Below are 16,189 nucleotides of genomic sequence, written 5' to 3' on the forward strand. Positions count from 1 at the left end.
GTGCCACCTCAGCCTCGCTCAGACGGAGAGGATCAACCCGCTGGTGGGCACACCGGTGCCGGCGGTGACCAGCACGTGCTCCGCTCCCGCCACCGGGTTCACCGAGGTGCCCCGGATCTGGCGGACGCCCTCGGCGATCCCGTTCATCCCGTGGATGTAGGCCTCCCCGAGCTGCCCGCCGTGGGTGTTCAGCGGCAACCGGCCACCGACCTCGATCGCGCCGTCCTTGACGAAGTCGCCGGCCTCGCCGCGGCCGCAGAAGCCGAGCTCCTCCAGCTGCATCAGCACGTACGGGGTGAAGTGGTCGTAGAGGACCGCGGTGGCGATGTCGTCCGGCGTCAGTCCGGACTGGCGCCACAGCTGCCGGCCCACCACACCGATCTCGGGGATGCCGATGTCGTCGCGGTAGTAGGAGGTCATCACGAACTGGTCGCGCCCGGACCCCTGAGCGGCCGCGGCCACCAGCGCCGGCTTGTTCGGCAGGTCCCGGGCGCGCTCGGCGGAGACCACGACGAGCGCGACCGCCCCGTCGGACTCCTGGCAGCAGTCGAGCAGGTGCAGCGGGTCCGCGATCATCCGGGAAGCCTGGTGGTCCTCCAGTGTGATCGGCCTGCCGTGGAAGAAGGCATGCGGGTTGTTGGCGGCGTGCCTGCGGTCAGCCACCGCCACCCGGCCGAAGTCCTCGGAGGTCGCGCCGTACTCGTGCATGTAGCGGCGGGCCTGCATGGCGACCGTCGCGGCCGGGGTGCTGAGGCCCAGCGGGTAGGTCCAGGCGTTGTCCAGACCGTTGGTGTTGACCTGGGTCGCGGCCCAGTTCTGCACCTGCCCGAACCGCTGGCCGGAGCGCTCGTTGAAGCCGCGGTAGCAGACCACCACGTCCGCGACGCCGGTGGCCACGGCCATCGCCGCCTGCTGCACGGTCGCGCAGGCCGCGCCGCCGCCGTAGTTGATCCGGCTGAAGAAGCTCAGCTCCCCCATCCCGAGCTCGCGCGCCACCGCGATCTCCGAGGAGGTGTCCATGGTGAAGGTGACCAGGCCGTCGACGTCGGCCGGGGTGAGCCCGGAGTCGGCCAGGGCGTGCTGCACCGCCTCCACGGAGAGCTGCAGCTCGGAGCGACCGGACTCCTTGGAGAACTCGGTCGCGCCGATGCCGACGATCGCAGCCCGGCCGGACAGGGTCCGCCCGGCGTCGCTCGGCGCACTCATGCCGCCACCCGCACGGTGCCGATCACGTGACTGCCCGAGGAGACCGCGCCGGTCACCTTGATCGTGGCCACCCCGCGCCCGCCCTCGTCGGAGACCTCGGCGACCTCGCCGGTGAAGGTGAGCGTGTCGTAGGGATAGGCGGGCGCGCCGAGACGGATGCCGATCCCGAGGATCTGTACGTCGGTCCCCGCCCACTCGGTGACGTAGCGCTCACAGAGGGCGGTCGAGGTGAGGATGTTGACGAAGATGTCCTGGGACCCGGCCGCCTGGGCCCGGTCCCGGTCGTGGTGCACGTCCTGGAAGTCGCGGGTGGCCAGGGCCGTGGAGACCACCATCGTGGGGGTGATCGGCAGGGTCCACTCCGGCAGCCGGTCTCCGGCCTCGATCGCGCGGGTCATGCGCCCTCTCCTGTCGGTGTCGCAGCCTGGGTCGCAGCCTGGGTCGGGGCCGATGCCGCTGCGGACTCTCCGCCCCGCTCGACCCGGTGCCAGACCGGCAGGGTCAGCTCGTCGTCGATCCGGTTCCAGCCGACCGCCAGCCGGTCGCCGATGGCGAGCCCGTCGGGGCCCTCGGCGGCGACTCCGGTCACCTCGGCGACCATCCGCACGCCCTCGTCGAGGTCGAGCAGGGCGATCACCAGCGGCAGCTCCTTGCCCGGCACCTGCGGCGCGCGGTGCACCAGGAACGAGAAGACGGTCCCCGTGCCCGCGGCGAGCACGTGGCCGCGGTCCAGGGCGCCGCAGTCGGGACACGCCGGACCGGGCGGGTGCCGCAGCACACCGCAGGCGTTGCACTTCTGGATCCGCAGCTCCTCGCGCGCCGTGCCCTCGAAGAAGAAGGCGTTGTCGCGCCCGACCACGGGACGCACCGGACCGGCCGTCGCGGCTCGCTGTGCTCGTGCCTCAGCCACCGGCGTTCTCCTTCTTCGGGATGAACTTCAGCACCCGGAAGAGCATCGTCGCCACCCGTTCGGGGGTGGCCTCCCCGCCGTCGGGCGCCGGGTGATCGACGTACCAGGTGCTGCGAGAGGTGACGAAGTAGCCGACCCCCATCCCGGTCGCCTTCGGACCGACCACCGAGTCCAGCGCGGTGGTGATCCGCAGCTGCTCGCCGACCTCGAGGTAGCGGTCGTAGCTCTGCTCGCTGTTGGTGCCCAGCACGGCGGTGAACCCGGCCTCGTTCAGCACCCGCATCATCGAGTGGAGCGGATCGTCGTCGGCCGGGGTCCCGCCCAGGCCGTACATCGTCCACACCTGCGCCATCGACGGTGGCGCCTCACCCGACCGGAAGCGGGGGCTGTCGATGCCCATCGCCTCCAGCCAGTTGTTGATCGTGGGCTGGTTGACCTCGTCGCGCGCGGTGCGCTCGGCGGCCTCGCCCCACCCCTGGATCCGCTCGGCCTCGGCCATCACGTGGGCATGGATCGCGGCGGGCACCAGGTCCTGGGTCTGCACGGGGTCACTCATCGGGCGCGCTCCTCCGTCACCGCGGGACCCGGGGCAGCCCCAGGCCGAACATCGAGATCAGCTCGCGCTGCACCTCCTGGACGCCGCCGCCGAAGGTGAGCACCAGGTTCCGCTTGGCCTGCGGGTCGAGGTAGTCCAGCAGCTCCTTGGTGGCACCCTCGCCGGGATCGCCGTGGCGGTGCACGAGGGCGATCAGGTCGGCGAGCAGGTGCTGCACCTGGTCGGCGGCGAAGACCTTGGACGAGGAGGCGTCGGCGACGCTGATCTCACCCTCGGCCGCCGCGCGGGCGACCTCCCAGTTGAGCAGCTCGTTGACCCGGAAGACCGCCGTGGTGCGGCCCAGCAGGTCGGCGACGTCGGCGCTGTCCCGCACGCCGGCGGCGTCCGCCCACGCCACGACCTTGTCCCGGAGTCCCTCGATCCGGCCGGCCGGGCCGAGCATGACCCGCTCGTGGTTGAGCTGGGTGGTGATCAGCTTCCACCCCTGGTTGACCTCGCCGACCACCATCTCGACGGGCACCTTCACGTCGTTGTAGTAGGTGGCGTTGACGTGGTGCGACCCGTCGGCGGTGAGGATCGGGGTCGAGGAGTAGCCGGGGTCGCGGGTGTCCACGATCAGGATCGAGATGCCCTTGTGCTTGGGAGCGTCGGGGTCGGTGCGGACCGCGAGCCAGATGTAGTCGGCCTGGTGCCCCCCGGTGGTCCACATCTTCTGGCCGTTGACCAGGTAGTAGGGGTCGCCGTCGTCCTCGACCAGGCGGGCGCTGGTGCGCAGCGACGCCAGGTCGGTGCCCGCGTCGGGCTCGGAGTACCCGATGGCGAAGTGCACGTCCCCGGCGAGGATCCGGGAGAGGAACAGTTCCTTCTGCCGCTCGGTGCCGTAGCGGATCAGGGTCGGCCCGACGGTCTGCAGCGTCACCGAGGGAAGGTGGACGTCGTGGTACTGCGCCTCGTTGGCGAAGACGGTCTGCTCGATCTCGCCGAGTCCGTGGCCGCCGTACTCCGCGGGCCAGCCGACCCCCATCCAGCCGTCCGAGCCCATCCGGCGGATCAACCGCTGGTACGTCGGACCGTGCCGGTCGACCGAGCCGTCGGGGCCGGGGTCGGCGGGGTGTCCGAACTCGGCGGAGAGGCCGGCGAACCACTCCCGCAACTCGGCCTTGAGCGCGCGCTGCGCGTCGGTGAGCTCCAGGTTCTTGGTGGCGGGGTCCTCGACCGGGACCCGGGCGCCGGGCGTGTCCAGGGCGTAGGCGAGGTCGGAGCCCCACGTGGTGTAGCCGACCAGCGGATAGGTGATGTCGACGCCCATCCCGCCGTGCACGTGGTGGCAGGTGCGCAGGGCGGACGGCGCGACCTGGCTGGCCCAGTATCCGGCGACGGCGAGGTCGTCGGCGGCCGGCAGTCCCGCGGCCACCCGCCATACCGCGTTGTCGGCGGCGAGGTCGAGGGTGCGGGAGGTGACGTAGACGTCGGCCATCTGCAGCGAGACGGCCTGGAACTCGGCCAGGGCCCGCCCGAACTGCCGGCGTCCCTTGACGTAGTCCGCGGTGAGGTCGCGGGCACCGGCCAGCACGCCGGCGGCCGAGACGGACAGGCCGGCACGGGCCAGCGCGAGGAGGTGCTCGGCCGCACCGGGCTCCAGCAGCTCGGCGCGGGCACCGTCGAGGACCACGGTGTGCTGGGGTTCCGCGCTCGCGGCGGAGGAGACGTACAGCTCGACGCCGGCAGCGCGGGGGTCGACGAGCACGACGACCGGTCGATCCCCGTCGAGCGCGGTGACCAGGAGCCGGGCCGCGTCGACGGCGTGGGTGACCGCGACCTTGCGACCGGTGACCGCGCCGTCGTGGTAGCGGGTGCGCAGGCCCTCGGTGCTGCCGGTCGGCAGGCCGGGCTCACGGAGCGCGGCGGCGAGCAGCGTCTCACCGGTGGCGACACCGGGCAGCAGCTCCTTGCGCTGCGCATCGGTCCCGTACGACGCCAGCGTCAGCGCACCGCAGCACAGGGTGTCCCACGCGGGCGTCTGTACCCCCCGGTGCGCTGCCTCGCGCAGCAGCACGGCGACGGCCTCGAGACCGAAGCCCTCTCCTCCGTGCTCCTCCGGGACCGGGAGCGCGGTCAGGCCGGCGGCCGCCCAGGCGGGCCACCGGGCTGCGTCGCTCTCCCGCTCGAGAACCTCGCGGACCACGTCGCGTACTGCGTTGATCGCCTCTGCATCCACAGTCCAACTGTAACGTGTTCTATTTCGAGCGGGCGGCACCTCCCGGTCACCGGGAGACCGGGAGGCAGTCACAATGGAGTATGGCCCGGGGCACCAGCGAGGATCGTCGACTCGTCGAGCACGTCGACCGGCTGGCCGAGGAGCACCCTCCGCTGCGCCTGGACGCGGTGGACTTCACGGTGCGGGACCCGCAGACCTTCGAGCGCCGGTTCGGCCACGTCCTGGATTACATGGCCCGGGTCGAGCTGGAGGTCGACCGCAACGTGCTCGAGCTGACCACGATGCTGCCGGATCCACCCGCCGTCGACCGCTACTTCTACGCCGAGGTCTGGCAGCCGCAGGAGATCCAGCACGGACGGATCCTGGACCGGCTCCAGGTCGAACTCGGCCGCTCCCCCGCCGCGCCGGACACCGAGACGGTCGGCGCCAAGCTCCGCCTGCTGGGCGTGCTGGCCCATCTCGACGGCTTCCAGGACGTCTGCCGGATGCTCTACTACCTCACCGGGATGGCCACCGAGCGCTCCGCGGTGCTCGCCTACAACCTGCTGCACCGGGGCACCGAGGAGCTCGGCGAGCATGCTGTCGCGCGCACCGTGCTCGCCCCGATCAAGCGCCAGGAGCCGGGCCACTACGCCTTCTACCAGCTCTCCGCCCGTGGGCTGTGGGCCGAGCTCGCCGCCTGGCAGCGCTGGCTGGTCCGACGGATGCGGACGGTCTCGTTCGCGCCGGTCGGCGCCAACACCGACGGCCAGCGCGCCGACTTCGGCGCGGTGATGGCGACCCTGGGCATCGCCGACGACGTGGACTCCTTCGCCGGGCAGGCGGTCCGGGTGGAGCGCGACCTGCTGTGGGCGCACCGCCGGGGGATGCAGGTGCCGCCCTACGTGCTGCGCGCGTTCCACGACGCCGTCGAGCGTGCCCGGCAGCGCTGACCGGCCGACCAGACTCAGCCGGCCAGACTCAGCCGACCAGACTCAGCCGACCAGGACCGCCTTGCGCAGGCGCTCGAGCTCGACCGGGAAGTGGCGCACCAGCGCGTCCACGTCGGGCATCGACTCGCGGCAGCTGATCGCACCGACGTGCACCCGGCCCGCGTTGGACATCACGGTGATGTTCAGGCCCGCCCCGTGGAAGACCGGTCCGAGCGGATGCATCGCATCGATCCGGGCGCCCATGAAGTAGAGCGGCACCGGTGGTCCCGGCACGTTGGAGATCACCAGGTTGTGCACCACGGGGTGCTTCTCGGCCAGCCGCAGGTTGGCGTAGGCGCGCACCGCCAGGCCGAAGGTCCGCGGGGCGGCGAACTCGGCCCAGTCCTGGAGCGCGTCCGCCGGGATCGCGTTGTGATGGTCCTTCGCGTGCCGGTTGCGCTCGGCCATCATCCGCAGCCGCTCCTGCGGATCGGCCAGGTCGGTGCCGAGCCTGCAGAACAGGGCCGACACCTTGTTCGCCCCGTCGCTGCGCCGCGAGGCGTCCCGCACGCTGACCGGCACCGTGGCCAGCAGCGACGTCTCCGGCAGCTCGTCGCGCTCGGCCAGGTAGGCGCGCAGTGCGCCGCCGACGACGGCCAGCACCACGTCGTTGACCGTGGTCCCCGAGGCACGCTTCACCTCGCGGATCTCCTCCAGGTCGAGATCGATCAGACCGAGTGCGCGATGGCCGGTGATCGTGCCGTTGAAGGAGGTGCGCGGAGCGGAGAACGGCGCGGCCATCGCGGTGCCCTCCCGCACCCGGCCCACCGTCTTGGCGATCAGGTCGGCCGAGGGTCGGAGCACCCTGGCGAAGGTGAGCGGTCGGCCCACCGTCCCGAGCACGGCGCGTCCGAGCAGCTCGCCGCGGCTCGGGTCGCGCAGGCGGCCGGCGGGGCCGGAGACCTCGATCGGTGCTGCCTGCGGCTCCAGGGAGCACAGGTGGGAGACCAGGTTGAAGCCGGAGACGCCGTCGACCGTGGCGTGGTGCATCTTCGCGAAGACCACGACCCGCTCCGGGCCGTCCGGGCCGTCGGGCCGATAGCCCTCGATCAGCCACATCTGCCACAGCGGACGGGACCGGTCCAGCGGCAGCGAGGCGAGATGGGCGGAGAGGTCCATCAGCTCGCGGTAGCCGCCCGGGGTGGGCAGGGCCAGGCGGTGCAGGTGCCGCTCGATGTCGAAGTCCTGGTCGCGGACCCAGACCGGGTGGTCCAGGCCGAGGGGCACGCCGCGGATCTTCCGGGTGAACGCCGGGACGTCGCGCACCCGCTGCTCGATGCCGTCCAGGACGCGCGGGAAGGAGTAGCCCTCCGGCATCGTGCTCGGGTCCAGCACCATCACCGCGCAGACGTGTAGGAGCTGAGCAGGCGTCTCCAGGTAGAGGAAGCTCGCGTCCAGACCGGACAGGCGCTGCATGCCGACTCCTTCCGGCCGGGCTCGTCCCGGCTCTAGAACAGGTTCCAGGACGAGCAACGATCCGACTACCCTCGGGGTCATGGGTTTCGTACGTCGCCAGCTCATCACCGCGGCGCTGACCGCGAACGCGATCCGCCCGCTGCCGGGCTTCCGCGCCGGGATCCCCGCCTTCTTCGCCGGGTGGCTGACCAGCGAGCTGGCACCCCACGTGCTGGGGCTGACCGTCGCCGACGCGGCGGTCAACGCCGCCAGCAGCCGCAAGCGGGACCTGCGGGGCCTCGCCCTCGCCGGAGCATCCAGCGTGGGGCTCGCCTACCTGCTGCGCCAGAGCCAGCGGGTGGCCGAGACCGCCGAGGAGGCCCTGGTCGAAGGGCTCGGGGTCGACTACACCGAGCAGCTGGACGCCGTACCGACCCCGGCGGAGCTGGCCACCCCGTGGCGCAGCATCGCGAACCCGTTCGGCTACGGCGGTGCCCGCCGCAGGGCCGGCGTCCAGGTGCACCGCGACATCCCGTTCGCACCGTACGGCGGCCGCGGGATGCTCGACATCTACACCTCCGAGGTGACGCCGCCCTCCGGGGCGCCGGTGCTGTTGCAGGTGCACGGCGGCGCCTGGATCCTTGGTCGCAAGGACCAGCAGGGACTGCCGTTGATGCAGCACCTGGCGGCGAAGGGCTGGGTCTGCGTCGCGATCAACTACCGGCTCGCGCCGCGCGACCCGTGGCCGGCGCAGATCGTGGACGTGAAGGCCGCGATCGCCTGGGTGAAGGACCACATCGAGGCCTTCGGGGGCGACCCGGACTACCTGGCGATCACCGGGGGTTCGGCGGGCGGCCACCTCGCCGCGCTCGCCGCAGTCACCCCGAACGACCCCGACCTCCAGCCCGGCTTCGAGGACGCCGACACCAGCGTCCAGGTGGCGGTGCCGCACTACGGCGTCTACGACCTGTCCGGGTCGACGCAGATCTCCAGCGTGACCCAGACCCGGGACCGGTTCCTCGCTCCGCGGGTGATGCAGCGGACCTATGCCGACGATCCGGAGGTGTTCGAGAAGGCCTCGCCGCTGCTGCGGGTGGGCGAGGACGCCCCCGACTTCTTCGTGCTGCACGGGACCAGCGACACCCTGGTGAACGTCGGCCAGGCCCGCGCCTTCGTGCAGCGGCTGCGGGAGGTGTCGCGACACAGCGTGGTCTACATCGAGCTGCCCGGCGCCCAACACGCCTTCGACATGTTCCCGTCCGTGCGCTCGGCCCACATCGTGCGGGCGATCGACCGCTACCTGCAGTGGCACTGGGCCGGGTGGCGGCGGGGTCGCACCAGCCCGGTCGTCGGCGAGTCCGCCTGACCCGCGGACCGTCCACCCCGGACGACCCGGCAAGCCTCAGAAGCCGACCGCCGCCGTCGGCGCGGCGTCGGTGCGCAGCCCGTGCCACAGGGCGCGGGCGGCACCGGGCTGCGCCTCGCTGATCACGCCCGCCCGGGCCAGGCCGAGCAGGTTGGTCCCACCGAGGTACGCCGCACCCAGCGCCTGCACCGGGAGCCGCAGGTCGGCCTCGGCGCCGGTGCGCTCCACCTCGGCGGTGCCGGTGGCGTCGGCACGGATCCGCCACCGGCCCTGGTTCCACGGCGCCGCGGAGTCGGCGACCTCGACGACGACGTCGCAGGGCGCGCTCCAGCTGCGCGCCATCAGCGCCTCGGGCAGGTCCACCAAGCGCACCCAGAGGCTGTCGAAGGTCTCCACGGACGCAGTGGCGCGAGGGCCGCCGGCCCAGGTCAGCAGCGGGTCCTCACTCCCGACGGTGCGCACCTTGACGGTGCCGACGAGGTCGAAGTCGACCAGCCGGCGCAGCAGCGTCAGCCGGGCGGCCGGTTCGCCGACCACCGCCCACACGTCGAGCTCGGCGGCCGGCCGACCGCGCTCCCACTTGTCCTCGCGCCGGAACATCGCACAACCCACGTCCCGGCCGTCCCGGCGGGCGAACAGCACCCGCCACGACTCCTTGTCGCGGACGTGCTCGGGCAGCTCCAGGCAGAGGCGTTCGTAGTAGTCCGGAGCGCCGATGACCGCGCCCGCCTCGGCGGTGTCGCGGTGACACGCCAGCATCCGCGCCGGCACGTCGGCATCGGTGACCGTCGCCATCCGCGTGCTGATCGCGGCGGCGGCCTCGTCCAGCCCGGGCGCCGTCAGGGTGGTCCCCCGCGACAGCCCGACCTCCAGCTCGAGCGAAGCCAGGCCGTAGCCGTGCCGTCCGTAGATGGCGGGCTCGCTGGCATGCAGGGCGGAGAGATGGGTGCCGGACTCGGCGTGCACCTGCTCGAAGTGGTGACGCAGCATGGCCGACAGCACGCCCCGGCGCCGGTGGTCGGGGTGCACGCCCACCCAGGTCAGTCCGGCGCACGGCACCTGCCGCGGCGTACCGTCGCCTCCGGCCAGGGCGAGCTGGAGCGGGTACACCCCGTAGATCCCCGGGTACGTCGCCTCGTCCGCCCCGTCGATCTCGGCCGCGAACCGCTGGTCCGGGCGCACGCCGGTGAGCATCAGATCGCTCGGGTGCGCCAGCACCTCCTGGAACCAGACCAGGTCGTCACTCGCGCGATAGCGGTCCGCATCGCCGGCCGGTCCCACCCGTATCTCGCTCATGGTCCTCAGCGAACCGCATCAGGAGACCCGGGCTCAACCGGGATTCCTCAGCGGGGCAGCCCGAGGATCCGCTCCCCCGCCACGTTGCGCAGGATCTGCGTGGTGCCGCCGGCGATGGAGAGGCAGCGGGTGTTGAGCTGCTCCCAGACGTCGGCGCCGAGGGAGTCGGCCCCGTCCTCGGCGACCCGGGTGGCACCGGACAGCACGGCGAGCTGCTCGCCCTGGAGCTGGACGACGAGGGCGGAGGACTCCTGACGGCTGCGCACGCCGAGCAGCTTGGCGACGCTGGACTCCGCCCCGGGGCCGCGGCCGCCCAGCGCGCGCAGCGTGGTCCGCACCCCGAGCAGCGCGCAGACGGTGGCGAGGGCGACCTGGTGCCCGACCTTGACCCGTGCGACCGGGCCGAGGTCGCCGGTGGCGGCGAGCTCCACCGCACGCTCCACGCTCTTGGTCAGCCGCGCGCTGGCCATCGCCACCCGCTCGTTGGCCAGCGTGGTGCGGGCCAGCCGCCACCCGTCGCCGGGCTCGGCGACCAGGCAGTCGTCGGGCACGAAGACGTCGTCGAGGAAGACCTCGTTGAAGAGCGACTCGCCGGTGATCTCGCGCAACGGGCGCACGTCGATGCCGGCCGAGCGCATGTCGACCAGGAAGTAGGAGATGCCCTTGTGCTGCGGCGCGTCGGCGTCGGTGCGGGCCAGGCAGATGCCCCAATCGGACTTCTCCGCCCCGAGGTCCAGACCTTCTGGCCCGAGAGTCGCCAGCCGCCGTCGACCTTGACCGCCTTGGTGCGCAGCGAGGCGAGGTCGGAGCCGGAGCCCGGCTCGGAGAAGAGCTGGCACCAGACCAGCTCGCCCAGCAGCGAAGGACGGACGAAACGCTCCCGCTGGGCGTCGGTGCCGTGCGCCAGGATCGTCGGCACCGCCCACCCGGCGATCACCAGGTCCGGGCGCTCGACCCCGGCCCGCGCGAGCTCCTGGTCGACGACGATCTGGGTGGTCGGGTCGGCACCGAGCCCGTACGGCGCTGGCCAGTGTGGCGTCAGGTAGCCGGCGTCGACCAGGGCCACGCGGCGGTCCTGCGCCGCGGCGATCGCCTCGGCGGTCTCCCGGATCCGGGGCCGGACCGGCTCGTCGCGACCCTCGAGGTCGACCTGGACCTGGCGACGGCGCCCGGCCACGGTGGCCGCGGTCAGCCGCTCCGCCGCGTCGTCGGAGGAGCCGGCGAGGGCGCGGAGGGTGAGCGCCCGGCGCAGGTAGAGGTGGGCGTCGTGTTCGTAGGTGAACCCGATCCCACCGAGGACCTGGATGCAGTCCTCGGCCACCCGGACGGCCCCGTCGAAGCAGATCGCCTGGGCCACGTCGACGGCGAATGCCCACTGATCCGGGTCCGCACCGTCAGCGGCCGCGGCCGCGTCCCAGGCGGCCGCGGTGACCGACTCCGCGGTCTCCAGCATCTGCGCGCACAGGTGCTTGATCGCCTGGAAGGAGCCGATCCTACGGCCGAACTGCTCACGGACTCCGGCGTACTCGACCGCGGTCTCCAGGCACCACCGGGCCACCCCGGCAGCCTCGGCCGCCGCCAACGTCACCGCCGTACGACGCCACGACTCGTCCACCGGACCGGCACCGTGCACCGCCGCATGCCGGGCGCTCAGGTCGAGGCCGGGCGCGGCCGCCGGTGCGGACCCGCCCTCGGCCACCAGGTGATCGGCGGCGGTGCCGCCGTCCCAGACGACGCCGGGGCTGGCGTGCACGCCGTACCGGCCCGGGGTCCCGGTGATCCGGCTGCCGGTGGCGGCGCCGAGCAGGCCGCCGGGCAGCAGCGCGTGGGCGCAGGCCTCCACGGCGACCGCCTGGTCGACCATGGTGCCGCCACCACCGCCGGAGCCCTCCGGCACCGCGATGGCGTGCAGGCCCATCTCCTCGATGGCTGACCAGACGTCGTCGAACCGTGCGTCGGGGTCGCCCTCGGCGGCCCGGACGGCCTCGATCGCCCCGAGGCTGCCGGCCCACTTGCGCAGGGTGGCGGCGAGCTCGACCTGTTCGTCGCTGATGCCGATCGACATGGGGTGCTCTCCTCGGGTCCGGTGTGCAGACGTGCGCGGTCGGCGGTGCCCGTACAGCGGCCGACCGAAATAGAACAGGTTTCAGTTTACTAGAGTGCGGGCGTGACCGACACGATGCCGTCCCACCTGATCGGACATGCCCGCGCCGCGAAGGGCTTCATGCCCGAGGACGAGGGCGACCTGCTGCACCGGATCGCGCTCGAGCGCCTCCCGCACGGCCCGGCGCTCGAGGTCGGCACCTACTGCGGGAAGTCGGCGGTCTACCTGGGCGCGGCGGCGCAGGCGATCTCCGCCGCCTCCCCCGGCACCGCCACCCCGCCACCGTCTTCACCGTCGACCACCACCGCGGCTCGGAGGAGAACCAGGCGGGCTGGGAGCACCACGACACCTCGCTGGTCGACCCCGAGTCGGACCGGATGGACACCCTGGGCGTCTTCCGGAGGACGATCGCGCGGGCCGGGCTCGAGGACCACGTGGTCGCCGTGGTCGGCGCGTCCACCACGGTCGCCCGCCACTGGCGGACGCCACTCTCCCTGCTCTTCATCGACGGCGGCCACGGCGAGCAGCCCGCTCGTGACGACTTCGAGTCCTGGCCCCGATGGGTGCAGGCCGGCGGCTACCTCGCGATCCACGACGTGTTCCCGGACCCGGCCGACGGCGGGCGGCCACCGTACGAGCTGATCTACCTACCGGCCCTGGCGAGCGGACAGTTCACCGAGGTGGCCGCCGTCGGCTCGCTGCGGGTGTTGCAGCGCACCGGCGGCGACGCGGGCGACGCGGTCGAGGCCGGGACGGCGGCGTCGGCCCCGGTCGGCACGCCCTAGCGTCGGCCGACGGTCTCCTCCGAGCGGCAGCCGCACTCCAGCGCGATCTCCTGGAAGTGCGGCGCGAGCGACGTGCCGCGGATGATGCCCGAGCCCGCGGTCGCGTGCCCGTAGGTCTCCCCCAGCGCGTCCACCGCCAGCAGCACGGCGGCCGCGGTGTAGGTGGTGTGCTCGACGGGCCAGTGCACGTTGCGCGGCTCCCCGTCGGGGTTGGCGCGCGCCGGGTCGTCGTAGACCCAGCCGGTCCAGTAGCGTCCGTCGTCCTCGCGCAGGTGCTGCATGTCGGCGACCAGCGCCCGGGCCCGCTCCGACTCGCCGATCACGTCCAGCGCCATCGCGAGCTCGCAGGTCTCCGCACCCGTCACCCACGGGTTGGTGTCGACGCAGTGGATGCCCAGACCGGGCACCACGAAGTCGCCCCAGCGTGACGACAGCAGGTCACGCGCCTCCTGGCCGCGCACCGCGCCACCGAGCACCGGGTAGTACCAGTCCATCGAGTAGGTCGACTTGTCGGCGAACTCCGAGCGGTGGTGCCGCACGGCGTGCCCGAGCCGGCCACCGGCCAGCTCCCACTCCGGCTGCGGGTCGTCCATCAGGTCGGCGAGCGCGACGCCGGCCCGCAGCGAGTGGTAGATGCTGGAGTTGCCGGTGAGCAGGCAGAAGTCGTCCTCGGGGGTCCACTGGATCCCGCCGAACGGCTGCTGCAGCGAGACCACGAAGTCCAGGCCCGCCCGCACCGAGGGCCAGTAGCGCTGGACGAAGCCGATGTCGCGCCGGACCAGCCAGTGGTGCCACACCCCGACGGCGAAGTAGGCGGACATGTTGACCTCGCCGCGCTCGTCCTCGGCACGGCCGTCGACGATCTTCATCGGCCACGACCCATCGGCGCGCTGCAGCGTGGGAACCCAGGCGTAGGCGCGCTCCGCGGCGGCCACCTGGCCGCCGACCAGCATCGCCATCGCCGCCTCGACGTGGTTCCAGATGTCGACGTGCTCGCCGACGGTCCACGGCACCGCACCCCACGGCTCCTGCATCGCGGCGATCGCCGCCGCGGTGTCGGCGACCTGCTGCGCGGTGAGCAGCCCCTCGACGTAGGGCAGGCGGGCCAGCGGGACCTCGGGCTCAGCCGGCATCGACGGCCTCGCTCACCGCGGCGTCGGGCTTGCGGAAGTAGAGCACCATGCTCTTGCCGATCATCGGGTCGAGCACCTTGCCCGCGACCTTGAGCGCGGTCGGCTGCTTCATGATCTCCCACACCAGGAGCTTGTGGTAGGCCTTGGCCAACGGGTGCTCGTCGTTCTCGACGCCGACCGCGCACTTGATCCACCAGTACGGCGCGTGCAGGCCGTGCGTGTAGGCCTTGCCCTCGAACACCATCGCCTCACCCGGTGTGCCGTCGTTGAACCGGCCGGCCTTGGTGACCTTGTCGATGAGCTCGTGGTCGGTGTAGATCCGGATGTGGCCACCGGGCGCGTTGTGGTAGTCGGCCGACAGCTTCCAATTGACCACCTCGGGCAGCCAGCGCGGCACCGAGACGGCGAGGGTGCCGCCGGGCCGCAGCACCCGGACCAGCTCCTTGATCGCGTCGACGTCGGCGTGGATGTGCTCCAGCACCTCGGCGGCGACGATCCGGTCGAACTCGCCGTCGGCGAAGGGCAGGGCGAGCGCGTCGCCCTGCTTCACGTCGGCCTCGGCGCCGTCGGGCACCTCCCCCGCCTCCTTCATCGCGACGAAGAGGTCGCGCACCCCGGCCAGCTCGTCGGCGTCCAGGTCGAACGCGATCACGTCGGCGCCGCGGCGATACATCTCGAAGCTGTGCCGCCCGGCACCGGCGCCCATGTCGAGCACCCGGTCGCCCGGTCGCAGCCCCAGCCGGTCGAAGTCAACGGTCAGCATGGCGTCAGTTCTCCTCGGTGGTAGAGGTGGCTCCGCGCTCCGCGCGGAAGTCGTCGATCACGTGCTGGTAGGCGTCGGCCACCTTCTCGGCCACGGCACGCCAGCTGAAGTGCTCCTCGACCCGCCGGCGCCCGGCGGCGCCCATCCGCGCACGGCGGTCCGGGTCGTCGAGCATCCGCTCGAGGGCGGCGTACAGCTCGCCGACGTCGCCCGGGGGGACCAGGTCGGCGCACTCGCCGTCCTCTCCCACCACCTCGGGGATCGCTCCGGCCCGGGAGACGACCAAGGGCGTCGCGCAGGCCATCATCTCCGCGGTCGGCAGGGAGAAGCCCTCGTAGAGCGAGGGCACGCAGGCGAGCTCGGCCGACCCCATCAGCTCGACCAGCTCCTGGTCGGTGAGACCGTTCGCGAACCGTACGGCGTCGCCGATGCCGAGCTTCTCGATCAGCTTCTCCGTGCGTCCGCCGGGGCTCGGCCGGGTGACCAGCACCAACTCCAGGTCGCGCTCGGTGCGCAGCTTGGCGAACGCCTCGAGCAGGGTCGCGATCCCCTTCATCGGGGCGTCCGCACTCGCCATGGCCATGATCCGGCCGGGCACCCGCGGCTTGGTCGGCGGCACGAACATGTCGTCGACGCCGAGCAGGATGACCTGCATCCGGGCGGGGTCGACGCCGAAGTCCTTGGCGATGTCCCGCTTGGAGGTCTCCGACGGCGTCAGGATCCAGCGCGCCCGGCGAGCGACGGCCGCCTGCATCCGCAGGAAGCCGTACCAGCGGCGCACGGTGAACTTGCGCCACGGGTTCCGGGTCTGGGCGAGGTCGATGCGCCGGTCGAAGGTGATCGGGTGGTGGATCGTGGTGATCATCGGCAACCCGACCTTCTCCTCGATGTCGAGCAGGCCGTGGCCGAGCACCTGGTTGTCGTGGACGATGTCGAAGTCTTCCTTGCGCTCCTCGAGCACGCGGGCGATGCGACGGGCGAAGGTGCGCGGCTCGGGGAAGCCGGCCGTGCACATGATCGCGAACTCCTGGACGTCGATGCTGTCGCGGAACTCGCGCGGCTTGGGGATCCGGAAGGGGTCCGGCTCGCGGTAGAGGTCCAGGCTGGGCACCTTGGTCAGCGCCACACCCTCGTCGAGCTCGGGGTAGGGCTGTCCGGAGAACACCTCGACGGTGTGTCCGAGACGGACCAGCTCGCGGCTCAGGTGACGCAGGTAGACACCTTGCCCCCGACGTGGGGCTTGCTGCGATAGGACAGCAGGGCGATCCGCATACGACTCTCCTCGGTGGGCGGTGGCTCCTGACCGGAGCCCCCTCGGCTCCGACCACTCGTCACGGCGCCGCACTCGCGGGGAGCTGGGGCCGGAACAAAACTGGAACGTGTTTCTGATTATGCGCTACGTGCGAGTAGCCTAGACACACCCGTCCGCAGTCTGTCGACCAGATCGGCCCCCGCATCGGTCCACCTCGGTCCGGAGCGTCGCGGA

General features: G+C 72.3%; 15 protein-coding genes. 3 read left to right on the plus strand and 12 right to left on the minus strand.

Annotated features, from left to right (window positions below):
- Window positions 1-18 precede the first annotated feature (18 nt).
- From FIV43_RS06460 to FIV43_RS06475, 5 genes are read right to left on the minus strand one after another with little or no spacing between them, the layout of a single operon-like run.
- Window positions 19-1,206, minus strand: coding sequence for a lipid-transfer protein (locus FIV43_RS06460; RefSeq protein WP_141013469.1), 1,188 nt, complete (start codon window positions 1,204-1,206; stop codon window positions 19-21).
- Window positions 1,203-1,604, minus strand: a complete 402-nt coding sequence (locus FIV43_RS06465) for a MaoC family dehydratase (RefSeq protein ID WP_141013470.1) — start codon at window positions 1,602-1,604, stop codon at window positions 1,203-1,205. The genes FIV43_RS06460 and FIV43_RS06465 overlap by 4 nt, the downstream gene beginning before the upstream one ends.
- Window positions 1,601-2,116, minus strand: a complete 516-nt coding sequence (locus tag FIV43_RS20880; protein ID WP_231123772.1) for a Zn-ribbon domain-containing OB-fold protein — start codon at window positions 2,114-2,116, stop codon at window positions 1,601-1,603. Before FIV43_RS20880 ends, FIV43_RS06465 begins: the two co-directional genes overlap by 4 nt.
- Window positions 2,109-2,672, minus strand: a complete 564-nt coding sequence (locus FIV43_RS20885) for a MaoC family dehydratase N-terminal domain-containing protein (RefSeq protein ID WP_181407702.1) — start codon at window positions 2,670-2,672, stop codon at window positions 2,109-2,111. Before FIV43_RS20885 ends, FIV43_RS20880 begins: the two co-directional genes overlap by 8 nt.
- Before the next feature lie 16 nt (window positions 2,673-2,688).
- Complete coding sequence (locus FIV43_RS06475; RefSeq protein ID WP_141013471.1) at window positions 2,689-4,890, minus strand: acyl-CoA dehydrogenase; 2,202 nt, start codon at window positions 4,888-4,890, stop codon at window positions 2,689-2,691.
- Window positions 4,891-4,970: 80 nt separating this feature from the next.
- Here FIV43_RS06475 and FIV43_RS06480 point away from each other — a divergent pair, with 80 nt between their 5' ends.
- The gene (locus FIV43_RS06480) at window positions 4,971-5,822 is read left to right on the plus strand and encodes a GTP-binding protein LepA (RefSeq protein WP_141013472.1); all 852 of its coding nucleotides are present in this window, start codon (window positions 4,971-4,973) and stop codon (window positions 5,820-5,822) included.
- A gap of 42 nt (window positions 5,823-5,864) precedes the next feature.
- On the opposite strand, the gene FIV43_RS06485 is transcribed toward FIV43_RS06480, so the two are convergent.
- Window positions 5,865-7,277, minus strand: a complete 1,413-nt coding sequence (locus FIV43_RS06485) for a WS/DGAT/MGAT family O-acyltransferase (protein ID WP_141013473.1) — start codon at window positions 7,275-7,277, stop codon at window positions 5,865-5,867.
- Window positions 7,278-7,356: 79 nt separating this feature from the next.
- Between FIV43_RS06485 and FIV43_RS06490 the strand changes: the two genes are divergently transcribed.
- Window positions 7,357-8,622 (plus strand): alpha/beta hydrolase, encoded by a 1,266-nt coding sequence (locus FIV43_RS06490; protein ID WP_141013474.1) that lies wholly within the window; start codon window positions 7,357-7,359, stop codon window positions 8,620-8,622.
- Window positions 8,623-8,658: 36 nt separating this feature from the next.
- Here FIV43_RS06490 and FIV43_RS06495 read toward each other — a convergent pair whose 3' ends face one another.
- The 3 genes from FIV43_RS06495 to FIV43_RS06500 are packed head-to-tail and all read right to left on the minus strand — an operon-like array spanning window position 8,659 to window position 11,983.
- Window positions 8,659-9,918, minus strand: a complete 1,260-nt coding sequence (locus tag FIV43_RS06495; protein ID WP_141013475.1) for a GNAT family N-acetyltransferase — start codon at window positions 9,916-9,918, stop codon at window positions 8,659-8,661.
- 47 nt (window positions 9,919-9,965) lie between these two features.
- Window positions 9,966-10,388 (minus strand): acyl-CoA dehydrogenase family protein, encoded by a 423-nt coding sequence (locus FIV43_RS22050; RefSeq protein WP_231123934.1) that lies wholly within the window; start codon window positions 10,386-10,388, stop codon window positions 9,966-9,968.
- Window positions 10,370-11,983 (minus strand): acyl-CoA dehydrogenase, encoded by a 1,614-nt coding sequence (locus tag FIV43_RS06500; RefSeq protein WP_231123773.1) that lies wholly within the window; start codon window positions 11,981-11,983, stop codon window positions 10,370-10,372. Before FIV43_RS06500 ends, FIV43_RS22050 begins: the two co-directional genes overlap by 19 nt.
- 23 nt (window positions 11,984-12,006) lie before the next feature.
- Between FIV43_RS06500 and FIV43_RS06505 the strand changes: the two genes are divergently transcribed.
- On the plus strand, window positions 12,007-12,807 hold the full coding sequence (locus FIV43_RS06505) for a class I SAM-dependent methyltransferase (RefSeq protein WP_231123774.1): 801 nt from the start codon (window positions 12,007-12,009) through the stop codon (window positions 12,805-12,807).
- On the opposite strand, the gene FIV43_RS06510 is transcribed toward FIV43_RS06505, so the two are convergent.
- Genes FIV43_RS06510 through FIV43_RS06520 form a run of 3 tightly spaced genes read right to left on the minus strand, consistent with a single transcriptional unit; the run spans window position 12,804 to window position 16,048 of the window.
- Entirely contained in the window at window positions 12,804-13,940 is a 1,137-nt protein-coding gene (locus FIV43_RS06510; protein ID WP_141013476.1) for a prenyltransferase, read from the minus strand. The two genes, FIV43_RS06505 and FIV43_RS06510, sit on opposite strands and share 4 nt — an antisense overlap.
- Window positions 13,930-14,703: a class I SAM-dependent methyltransferase gene (locus tag FIV43_RS06515; RefSeq protein WP_141013477.1), complete on the minus strand. Its 774-nt coding sequence runs from the start codon at window positions 14,701-14,703 to the stop codon at window positions 13,930-13,932. Before FIV43_RS06515 ends, FIV43_RS06510 begins: the two co-directional genes overlap by 11 nt.
- A 4-nt stretch (window positions 14,704-14,707) precedes the next feature.
- Window positions 14,708-16,048 (minus strand): glycosyltransferase family 4 protein, encoded by a 1,341-nt coding sequence (locus FIV43_RS06520; RefSeq protein WP_231123775.1) that lies wholly within the window; start codon window positions 16,046-16,048, stop codon window positions 14,708-14,710.
- Window positions 16,049-16,189: the final 141 nt, after the last annotated feature.

It is taken from the genome of Nocardioides sambongensis (assembly GCF_006494815.1).
Taxonomy (GTDB): Bacteria; Actinomycetota; Actinomycetes; order Propionibacteriales; family Nocardioidaceae; genus Nocardioides; species Nocardioides sambongensis.

Coding starts and splice junctions, on each gene's coding strand:
- FIV43_RS06460 (WP_141013469.1), bottom strand. CDS start 1,206: ATGAGTGCGCCGAGCGACGCCGGGCGGACCCTGTCCGGCCGGGCTGCG.
- FIV43_RS06465 (WP_141013470.1), bottom strand. CDS start 1,604: ATGACCCGCGCGATCGAGGCCGGAGACCGGCTGCCGGAGTGGACCCTG.
- FIV43_RS20885 (WP_181407702.1), bottom strand. CDS start 2,672: ATGAGTGACCCCGTGCAGACCCAGGACCTGGTGCCCGCCGCGATCCAT.
- FIV43_RS06480 (WP_141013472.1), top strand. CDS start 4,971: ATGGCCCGGGGCACCAGCGAGGATCGTCGACTCGTCGAGCACGTCGAC.
- FIV43_RS06485 (WP_141013473.1), bottom strand. CDS start 7,277: ATGCAGCGCCTGTCCGGTCTGGACGCGAGCTTCCTCTACCTGGAGACG.
- FIV43_RS06490 (WP_141013474.1), top strand. CDS start 7,357: ATGGGTTTCGTACGTCGCCAGCTCATCACCGCGGCGCTGACCGCGAAC.
- FIV43_RS06495 (WP_141013475.1), bottom strand. CDS start 9,918: ATGAGCGAGATACGGGTGGGACCGGCCGGCGATGCGGACCGCTATCGC.
- FIV43_RS22050 (WP_231123934.1), bottom strand. CDS start 10,388: ATGGCCAGCGCGCGGCTGACCAAGAGCGTGGAGCGTGCGGTGGAGCTC.
- FIV43_RS06500 (WP_231123773.1), bottom strand. CDS start 11,983: ATGTCGATCGGCATCAGCGACGAACAGGTCGAGCTCGCCGCCACCCTG.
- FIV43_RS06510 (WP_141013476.1), bottom strand. CDS start 13,940: ATGCCGGCTGAGCCCGAGGTCCCGCTGGCCCGCCTGCCCTACGTCGAG.
- FIV43_RS06515 (WP_141013477.1), bottom strand. CDS start 14,703: ATGCTGACCGTTGACTTCGACCGGCTGGGGCTGCGACCGGGCGACCGG.